This is a genomic window from Pseudomonas sp. RIT-To-2 (assembly GCF_029623465.1).
In the GTDB taxonomy this organism is placed as follows: domain Bacteria; phylum Pseudomonadota; class Gammaproteobacteria; order Pseudomonadales; family Pseudomonadaceae; genus Aquipseudomonas; species Aquipseudomonas silvicola.
This window is the reverse complement of record NZ_JAPYKM010000075.1, coordinates 1-9,028: the sequence shown is the minus strand read 5'-3', so window position 1 is coordinate 9,028 and position 9,028 is coordinate 1. Positions and strand designations below refer to the sequence as shown.

At 63.4% G+C, this 9,028-nt stretch carries 6 protein-coding genes; 2 read left to right on the top strand and 4 right to left on the bottom strand.

The genetic code is table 11. From position 1 onward, the window contains the following. The first annotated feature begins 264 nt into the window (after nt 1-264). Entirely contained in the window at nt 265-2,118 is a 1,854-nt protein-coding gene (locus QBK88_RS30375; RefSeq protein WP_277964994.1) for an ABC transporter ATP-binding protein, read from the top strand. An 85-nt stretch (nt 2,119-2,203) separates the two neighbouring features. Here QBK88_RS30375 and QBK88_RS30370 read toward each other — a convergent pair whose 3' ends face one another. The 3 genes from QBK88_RS30370 to QBK88_RS30360 form a co-directional block, all read right to left on the bottom strand. Then, a complete protein-coding gene (locus QBK88_RS30370; protein WP_277964993.1) occupies nt 2,204-2,659 on the bottom strand; it encodes a GNAT family N-acetyltransferase in 456 nt (151 codons plus the stop codon). Nucleotides 2,660-3,168: 509 nt separating this feature from the next. Then, on the bottom strand, nt 3,169-4,668 hold the full coding sequence (locus QBK88_RS30365; protein WP_277964992.1) for a sulfatase-like hydrolase/transferase: 1,500 nt from the start codon (nt 4,666-4,668) through the stop codon (nt 3,169-3,171). Continuing rightward, nucleotides 4,668-6,872 (bottom strand): TonB-dependent receptor, encoded by a 2,205-nt coding sequence (locus QBK88_RS30360; RefSeq protein ID WP_277964991.1) that lies wholly within the window; start codon nt 6,870-6,872, stop codon nt 4,668-4,670. Before QBK88_RS30360 ends, QBK88_RS30365 begins: the two co-directional genes overlap by 1 nt. A gap of 238 nt (nt 6,873-7,110) precedes the next feature. Between QBK88_RS30360 and QBK88_RS30355 the strand changes: the two genes are divergently transcribed. Then, nucleotides 7,111-8,073 (top strand): LysR family transcriptional regulator, encoded by a 963-nt coding sequence (locus QBK88_RS30355; RefSeq protein ID WP_277964990.1) that lies wholly within the window; start codon nt 7,111-7,113, stop codon nt 8,071-8,073. On the opposite strand, the gene QBK88_RS30350 is transcribed toward QBK88_RS30355, so the two are convergent. Further along, on the bottom strand, nt 8,051-9,028 hold a 978-nt coding region (locus tag QBK88_RS30350), incomplete at its 5' end, for an ABC transporter substrate-binding protein (RefSeq protein ID WP_277964989.1). The two genes, QBK88_RS30355 and QBK88_RS30350, sit on opposite strands and share 23 nt — an antisense overlap.

Below are 9,028 nucleotides of genomic sequence, written 5' to 3'. Positions count from 1 at the left end.
ATTGGCACCGGGGATTGCGCTGCTGTTGGGGTGAAGTGGCGACAATTTTACCGGGTGCCGCGCTGTCTCTGAGCCACCGCATGCACCGCCGAGACGGCTTGCGCGCAACGCGTAGCAGCGGACCTGGCCGCGTCAAGAACGCCGCGCAGTGTCAGACATACTGCATGCATGGCCGCCGCCAGGGTAGATAAGATCAAGCGCTGGCCCCTCAGAACCTCCAATCAATGGCAAAATCTCCCTGACTTGATGGTTTTGGAGATACCCATGCTTCGCGTGCTCGAACGACGCCTCGACCCCTTTCCCCCCGATGAACTCCCGCCGCCCCCCGAAGGGCTGGCGCGGTTCATGTGGGCCTGCACGCGAGGTGCCCGCGGCTACGTGCTGGCACTGGCGGTACTCAGCGCCGGCGTATCACTGTACGAAGCCTGGCTGTTTTCCTTCCTCGGGCAGGTCGTGGACCTGCTCTCTACCTGGCAGGCAGGCGGCGAGGGCGCCGGGCAGGAGCGCCACGTGCTGTGGGGCATTGGCCTTGTACTGCTGGCCAGTGTCGGGCTGGTGGCCCTGCGCACCATGGTTCAGCACCAGGTGCTGGCCATTAACCTGCCGTTGCGGCTGCGCTGGGACTTCCACCGGCTGATGCTGCGCCAGAGCCTGTCGTTTTTCTCCGATGAATTTTCCGGCCGGGTCACCACCAAGGTGATGCAGACGGCGCTCGCTGTGCGCGACGTGCTGTTCACCGTCATCGAAATCATCCCCGGCATCGGCGTCTATTTCATCGCGATCATTGCACTGGCTGGCGCTTTCGACCTCAAGCTGATGCTGCCTTTCATTGCCTGGATCGTGCTGTTCGGGCTGGCCATGCTGTACTTCGTGCCTCGCCTGGGCAAGGTCGGCCAGGAACAGGCCCATGCGCGGTCGTCCATGACCGGCCGTATCTCGGATGCCTATACCAACATCACTACGGTGAAGCTGTTCTCCCATTCCAAGCGTGAAGCCCAATTCGCCCGCGCCGCGATGGAAGACTTCAAACACACCGGCTTTCGCCAGATGCGCCTGGTCAGCCAGTTCGAAATCGTCAACCAGGCCCTCGTCGTCGCCCTTATCCTGGCAGCGGGCGGCTATGCATTGTGGCTCTGGCACCAGGGCCAGGTCGGCACCGGCGCCGTGGCCGCTATCACCGCCATGGCCTTGCGTATCAATGGCATGTCGCACTGGATCATGTGGCAGATGACCTCGCTGTTCGAGAACATCGGCACCGTCCAGGATGGCATGGGCACCCTGACGCGCGGCCCCAAAGTGCAGGATGCACCGGATGCCGGCACCCTGATCACCTCCGGCGGCGCGGTTACCTTTGATGACGTGAGCTTCAACTACAACGGCGAACGCCAAGTGCTCAATGGCCTGAACCTGCACATCCGCGCCGGTGAAAAAGTCGGCCTGGTCGGCCGCTCAGGCGCTGGTAAATCCACCTTGATCAACCTGCTGCTGCGGTTTTACGACGTGGACCACGGCGTCATTCGCATCGACGGGCAGAACATCGCCGAGGTCACCCAGGACAGTCTGCGCAGCGCGGTCGGCATGGTGACGCAGGACACCTCGCTGCTGCACCGCTCCATCCGCGACAACATTGCCTACGGCCGGCCCGACGCCACCGACGCGCAGATCCGCCGGGCGGCGGCCAACGCCCAGGCGGATGGTTTCATCAACCAACTGAGCGACCGCGACGGCCACTCGGGCTACGACACGCTGGTGGGTGAGCGCGGCATCAAACTGTCGGGCGGCCAGCGGCAACGCATCGCCATCGCCCGGGTGATGCTCAAGAACGCGCCCATCCTGTTACTGGACGAGGCGACCAGCGCCCTGGACTCCGAAGTAGAAGTGGCGATTCAGGAAAGCCTGGACGAGATGATGCAGGGCAAGACCGTGATCGCCATCGCGCACCGGCTGTCCACGATCGCGGCGATGGACCGGCTGATCGTGATGGATGAAGGGCAGATCATCGAGCAGGGCACCCATGCCGATTTGCTGGCGAAGAATGGGACCTATGCGCGGTTGTGGCAGCATCAGAGCGGCGGGTTCCTGGGGGAAGATCAGGGCGTGGTGGAGGAAGTCGAGTAAGCGGGCGGAGGTGTGCGGTAGGCAATCTTGCCCCTGCAGACGCTACCCGCGAGCTGTTGGGGCCTTGACCCCTCAGCGACGTCGGCTACCCGTCAAGCCGCCGTTGCATGACGATCGTGCGTTCAGCCCCGTGAAACTCATCGCGGATTTTCCGGTACCCCAAAGCAGCGTAAAACGGCTGAGCCGTAATCGACGACGGCAGCCGTAACGTTTGGACGCCCATCCTGGCGGCAGTGGCATGAATGGCGCCCATCAACTGCCGACCGATTCCGTTACCTTGGTACGCCGGATCAACAAAGACACTTCTGACCACGTCACCGTCGAGGCTGGCGGTGCCGACAATGTGTTCGCCTTGCACAGCTACCAGCACGTGACGCTTACCGATCAGCACACTGATGGCTTCAGGTGCAAAGCTGCGTTCAACCTGAGCGATAACGTCCGGGGGGTAATCCCGTGAATTCGACCCACGCAACGCCGCAATCACCACCCGGCTGATTGCGGCTGCATCGTTGGCTGTTGCGGGGCGAGTTTGAACGTCCATATTGGTAGCCTCGGCAATGGGAGCTGGCCGGTCATTTCACTGCAATCAGCGCATCCACCAACCCCTTGGCGCCTTCAATATGATGCAGCGTTGACCAGACAAGCCCTTTCGACAAGCTTCCATTCACTGTGGCCAAACAAATGGGTGGCAGCTGTGCGAGGGTTGGTCAACCGGTCATCTGGAACCCGGCGCATCCTAGGATGCCCCGCGCACAGCTGCCATAAAGCTGCATGCCTGCTGTCGAGCAGGTATGACGATGACGATGCTGAACGCCTCCAGTGAACGGGTGACCAAACCCGGCCGCTTGGTTTAACAGCGGCGAGGGGAGGTTAGTCACCTGTCTGGGGAGACGCAAGGATGAAAATGTAAGCTAGTTATTTAATTATCGCAGACGTTGTAGGATTATTCTTAGGATATTTCCCATGGTTGTATTTCCAGACATGTGCCGTGTATATATCCCCGTCCTACGCCCGGTACCACGCTGGGCCCATGCTGCGAATACACCTTGATCAAGTCGCGTGGCTTCTTGGAAATGAACCATGACCGGGACGCGGTAGCTCAACAGCCACAAACCTTTGCTGCTGCCCGGGGTCGATAACGTCCGCGGTTTCCACCAACCACCTCAAGACTCGCGCCATCAGCTGCTGCTGAACGTGGACGTAGCCGGGCTCATCGGCAAGGTTGTGCCTCTCGTGGGGATCGTTGATCCGGTCAAACAGCTGCGCAGGCTCGTACAGCCGCCAGACGTACGTCCACTCACGGGTGCGCAAGGCCACCACCTTGCCGACCGTTTCCGGTTGCTCATGTTGCAGTTGGCTTTTCAGGTCGTAGGGGTAGCCGCCGCGCTCCATCAGCGCAGCTTCCTCGCGGCGGAAACCGCCCTCGCTGAACACCGCCTGCCGGTGGGGCTCCGCAGGGTCCTGCAGGCACGCCGTGAAGGCGCGGCCGAAATGGTCGTGCTGTGTGCGGATACCGGCCAGGTCCAGGAGGGTAGGGAACAGGTCGATCAATTCCACCAAGGCATCGCACTGCGCGCCCTGGGCGATGCCGGGCCCGGCGATGATCACCGGCGTGCGCACCAGGCACTCTTCAACGCCTGCCGGCCATTTCTCCGCTAACCCGTAATCGCCCAGGTACTCACCGTGGTCGGAAAAGAAGGCTGTGTAGGCAGGCCGGCCGCCACTGTGTCGCGCGTGGGTGTCCATCACCCGGCCGATCAAGCTGTCGAGCCTCGACACCATGCCGGCGTACACCGCACGCAGTTCCTGCCACTGCCACGGTCGCAGGCGGTCCCAGCCATGGCGTGTGGCCAACGGATGATGAAACGCCGGCATCGCACCGCTGCCGTGGCGCGGCAGGGGCATGGCGTCGCGCGGGTACTGGGAAAACCATGGCTCGGCCGCCGCGAACGGCGGGTGCGGGGAAAGCAGGGGAATGTACAGCACCCATGGCTCTTTCGGGGCGCTGGCCAGCCAGGCCTGCGCCGTGCGGATGACTTGCTCGTCGAATTCCACCGCGCTGGCGTCCCGCTCGCCTTCGTAATGGGCGCGGGCCAGGCTGCCGGGCTCACCGTGAGGCTTGGGCTTGATGAAGTCGCGCAGGTCGGTAATGCCGGTGTCGGCGAAGCCATGTTCATGCAGCGACACTTCCGCTGCGCCTGGGCCGAACGTGTCGCCCCGGGCGCCGGCGTGCACCACGTGATAGCCGTTGTCCTTGAAGGTGCGCAGGAAGTTCGGGGCTTGCGGTGTCAGCAGGTACTGCAAGGTGCGGTGGCCGTGCACATGGGGGTAAAGGCCGGTCAGGAACGACACCCGCGACGGTGAGCAGACGCTGTGCTGGGTGAACGCCTGCCCGAAGCGCACACCCTGGGCCGCGAGGCGATCCAGGGCCGGGGTGCGCACCGGCGTCTGCGGATTGAAGCCGGGCAGGTAATCGGCCCGCAACTGGTCGGCCACGAAGATGATGAAGTTGGGGCGCTGTGGCGCCACAGGGGTTTGGCTGCTCATCATCAGAAGTCCTTGCGCACCTGGATGCCGAAGTAACGCCGGTCATCACGGGGCACCATGCGGTTGATGGCGTTGCTGCCGTTGGTGAGCAACGTGGCATAAGAGCGGTCGCCCAGGTTTTTGCCCAGCAGCGACACCCGCCACCCAGCGGTGTAGTCGGCCAGGGCCACGCTGGCGTTCCAGATGCCGTAGGCGCCCTGGCGGGTGTCGACGTTCTGGTCGAGGCCGAATTGGGTTTCGCTCTGCCAGTTGAAGTCGCTGGCCAGTTCCACGTCCAGGCCATTGTCCAGGGGAATGCTGTAGTCAGCACGCACGTAGCTTTTCCAGTCCGGAGCGAACGGCAACGGCTTGCCATTGATGTTGCAGCTGGCCGCAGCCCCGGTGGGACAGGCGAAGTCGACCACGCGCGCATGGGTATAGGCCAAGGCGCCGGACAGCTTCAGTTGCGCGGTGGCCTGGAAGGCATAGTCCATCTCCGCGCCTTCGGTACGCACCGTGCCGGCGTTGATCAGGCGGGTCACCGGCGAGCCGGCCACCAGGTCATAGAAGTTGGCCTGGTAGTTATCGTAATCGGTTCGGAACAGCGCCAGGTTGGCGGTCAAGCGCTTGTTGAACGCCGTGCTTTTCAGGCCTATTTCATAAGCGTTGGAGGTTTCCGGGTCCAGTACCTTGGTGTCGGCCGAGTACATCTGGAAGTAGACGTTGTAGGCCGGGCCCTTGTAACCCCGCGAGTAAGTGACGTAGCCGGTGACGTCATCGTTGAAGTCGTGCTGCAGGCCCAGGCGGCCCGTGTAACCGTTGGCGCTGGTGTCATCGGACGCCGAGAAGGAAGGGCGCATCGACGCCAGGGTCACGGGCGAGGATGACACGCGCTGGTGGTCGTATTCCACGGTGTCGTGGGTGGCGCGCAGGCCCGCGATTACCCGCCAGTCATCACTGAGGTGCAACGTGCTTTCGCCGAACACCGCGTAACTGTCGTTGGTGGCGCTGAAATTGGCGTGGGCGCTGTTCACCACGCTGTTGGCGACCAACGTGCGGGTATAGGCCTCGTCGGTCTTGCCGTGGAACAGGTAGACGCCGCCCACGTATTCCAGGAACTGGTCGCTAGGCGAGGCGAGGCGCAGCTCCTGGCTGTACTGGTCGTAGGCCACCTGGTCGGTGTCATGCAAGGCGGTGACGGGCAGGGTGGCCAGGCCATCCTGGTCCTGTTGCATCTGGTTGTCCCAGCCGCGCCAGGCGGTGATCGATGTCAGGGTGTAATTGCCCAGGCGCCAGTCGATCTGCGCGGACAGGCCCTTGTTGGTGTCCTGGGCGCTGGTCTTGAGGTCGTTGTCCACCTCGCGGTTATGGGCGCTGGGGGTACCGGGGAAGTTCTGGCTGAACACCGCGGTCTTCGACGACACCGCCACGCCCGCCGGCGCGGTATTGCTGCCCTCGGTGTAGTCGCCGATCAGGGTTACCTTGAGGTCATCGTTGGGGGTGAACTGCAGTTTGCCGCGCACGCCCTTGGTGCGGTAACCGTTGACCTTGTCGCCGTTGTAGTCGTTGGTGACGTTACCACCGTAATCCCCCCACAACGTATTCAGCGAGCCCCTGAGGGTATCGGTCAGGGCGCCGCCGATGCTGAACCGGCTGCGCTGCTCATTGCCGCCCAGGTAGGAGTAGTCGACATAACCGTGGGTTTGCTCGGGAATATCGCGGCTGACCACATTGAGCACCCCGGCCGACGCATTGCGCCCGAACAGCGTGCCCTGGGGACCGCGCAATACTTCGATGCGCTCCACGTCCATCAGGTCCAGCGTCGACTGCCCGGGCCGGCCGTATACAACACCGTCGATCACCGTCGCCACGCTGGGCTCGACGCCTGGCGAGGTTGAGATGGTACCCACGCCCCGCACGAACAGCGACGAATCCTTGGCCGAGGCACCAGGACGGAAGTTGAGGGTGGGCACTTCTTGCACGATGGAAGCGATATTGGTGCGGTTCTCCCGTTCCAGTTGCTCGCCCTCGACCACCGACACCGCCACCGGCACCTTCTGCAGGGAAGCCTCGCGACGGGTAGCGGTCACCGTGACCGGTTTGAGCGCGGTGTCCCCCTGTGCCGCCTGGCTGACGTCGGCGGCACTGGCCACGGGGGTGTGCAGGGCAAAGGGGAACAGGCCGATGGCAAGCAGCGGCAACGGACGGCTATGGGGGGTTGGCTTCATGTTCAAGCTCTTTGGGGCAAGTGCTTCTGGCCGTCCTGGGTGGTGGTGGCGGATCGAGGCAAGCAGACACGGTGATGGCGAATTAGGTTATGTGTTTTCGGTCTTTCCCCTGAACGAAGGGAGCGCTGGATAATGCCGCCGCTTTCAAGGGGGTACCGATGGCGTGCTTTGTAGCAACGCCCTGCGCCGCTGAGAAATGCCTTAATCGCATCGCGCCCCATGAGTAAAAGGTCTGAACATGGATTTACGTCAGTTGCGCCATTTCCTGGCGTTGGCCAACCACCTCAATTTCACCCGTGCCGCGGAAAGCGCGTGCATCACCCAGTCGGCGTTCAGCCGCAGCATCCAGGGCCTGGAGAGTGAATTGGGCTGTGCACTGGTGGAGCGCACCAGTCGCGGCATCGTGCTGACCGCCAAGGGCACGGCGTTACGTGAGCGCGCAGCGCGCCTGCTGGACGACGCGAATACGCTACGTGACGACATCCGCGTGCATGAACCCAACCGCGACAGCGGCTGGTTGCGCTTCGGCGCAGGGCCTCTGGTGATGACCCGCCTGGTGCCTGATGCGCTGGCGGCGTTCGTGACGCGCTTTCCCCAGGCAGAGGTAGACCTGAAGGTCGACAAGCCGTCGCACCTGCTGGCGCTGCTGGACGACGGCGACATCAGTTTTCTGGTAGCCGACCTTCGGCACATGGAGGTCGGTACCCAGCACCTGGTGCGGCCGCTGCGCTTTCGTCGTTTCGGCGTGTTCTGCCGCAGCGGGCATCCGTTGCTTGCCGGCGGGAACCTGTCATTTCAGCAGTTGGCCGCTTACCCCAGGGTCAGTGCCAAGCTGCCCTTCGAGCTACGTGCGGTGCTAGAGCGCTTATGGGGGCGAGACGCGCCGGCACTGAACCTTGAGACACCCTATAACGACTTGCTACCCAAGATGGTAGCGGGCTCGGACACCCTGGCTGTGGCGCCACTGGAAATGATCGAGCCGCTGACACAAAGTGGCCTGTTCCAGCGGATTATCTGTCACGACCAACCGCCGTTGTTCCAGGACGGCGGCGCCTGCCTGGGCATCGTGCAGCTTTCCGAGCAGCCCCTGTCGGAGACCGCCCGGTGCATGATCGACGCCCTGCTGGACGCCGACGACACCCTGCCAGACGAGCTGGCCGGTGCCCCGGGTTACCACATCATGAGCCAGGTTGCACTATAGCCTGGCCCAGCGGGTCATACGCGGGCCAGGTCGTCTCCAGCTTCAGGTCATGCAGGGCCTGATCCACGAACGCCGGCGCGAACCAGGCCTGCACATCAAAGGTACGGCGGATCAACTTCAACTGTGCGGCCTGCTCGACGCTGTCGTTCAAACTGGCGCGAATGAACGGGTCCAGGCGCGGCGAAAAGCGAAAATTCAGGTTCGCCCCGGCGCTTTCTTCCCGGGCCAGCGCAGTGGGGATACCACTGGCGTGCTCCTGGGCCACCAGGTACTGCTCGTAGTGCTCGGGCTGCTGCACCCAGGCCGCATCGTTCACCAGTGCATTGACCAGCGTCTGCGTGGCCTCGGGGTAGTGCTGCAAGAACGCGCCGCTGCCCACCAGCGTCGCCTGGGTGGTGGCCGTCAACGGCAGTGTTTTGGTGCTGACCGGCACCTCGATGCCCTTGGCGCGCAAGGTCAGCAGGTTGTAATTGGACCAGGTCGCGTCGATCTGCCCGGCCAGCAATGCGGCGTTGGCCGCCGTCCAGTCCAGGTTGACCACCTTCAGGTCGCGCTCGCCCAGGCCCACGCTGGCCAGCGCCCGGCCCAGCGACAACTGGTCGGCGGTGCCACGGTACAGCGCGATGCGCTTGCCCTTCAGGTCCTCGATGCGATGAATCCCGGCCTGGGGCGTGCTGGCCAGGAACAGGTTAGTCCCACGCGTCGCCAACAACACCCGGGTGTCCAGGCCATTGGCACGGCCGATGATAGCGGCCAGGTCACCGAGGAAGGCGAAGTCCAGCTGGCCGTTGGCGAATGCTTCGTTGATGGCTGGGCCAGCGCCGCGGAAGAAATGCCATTCAATCTTGATGCCTTGGGCAGCGAATGCCTGTTCCAGTTGCTGGCGCTCGTGAGCGATGCCCAGAAGGCCGGGCGCGTAGGGTTTGGCAGTGGTGGTGAGGTCGGGGGCGCCGAT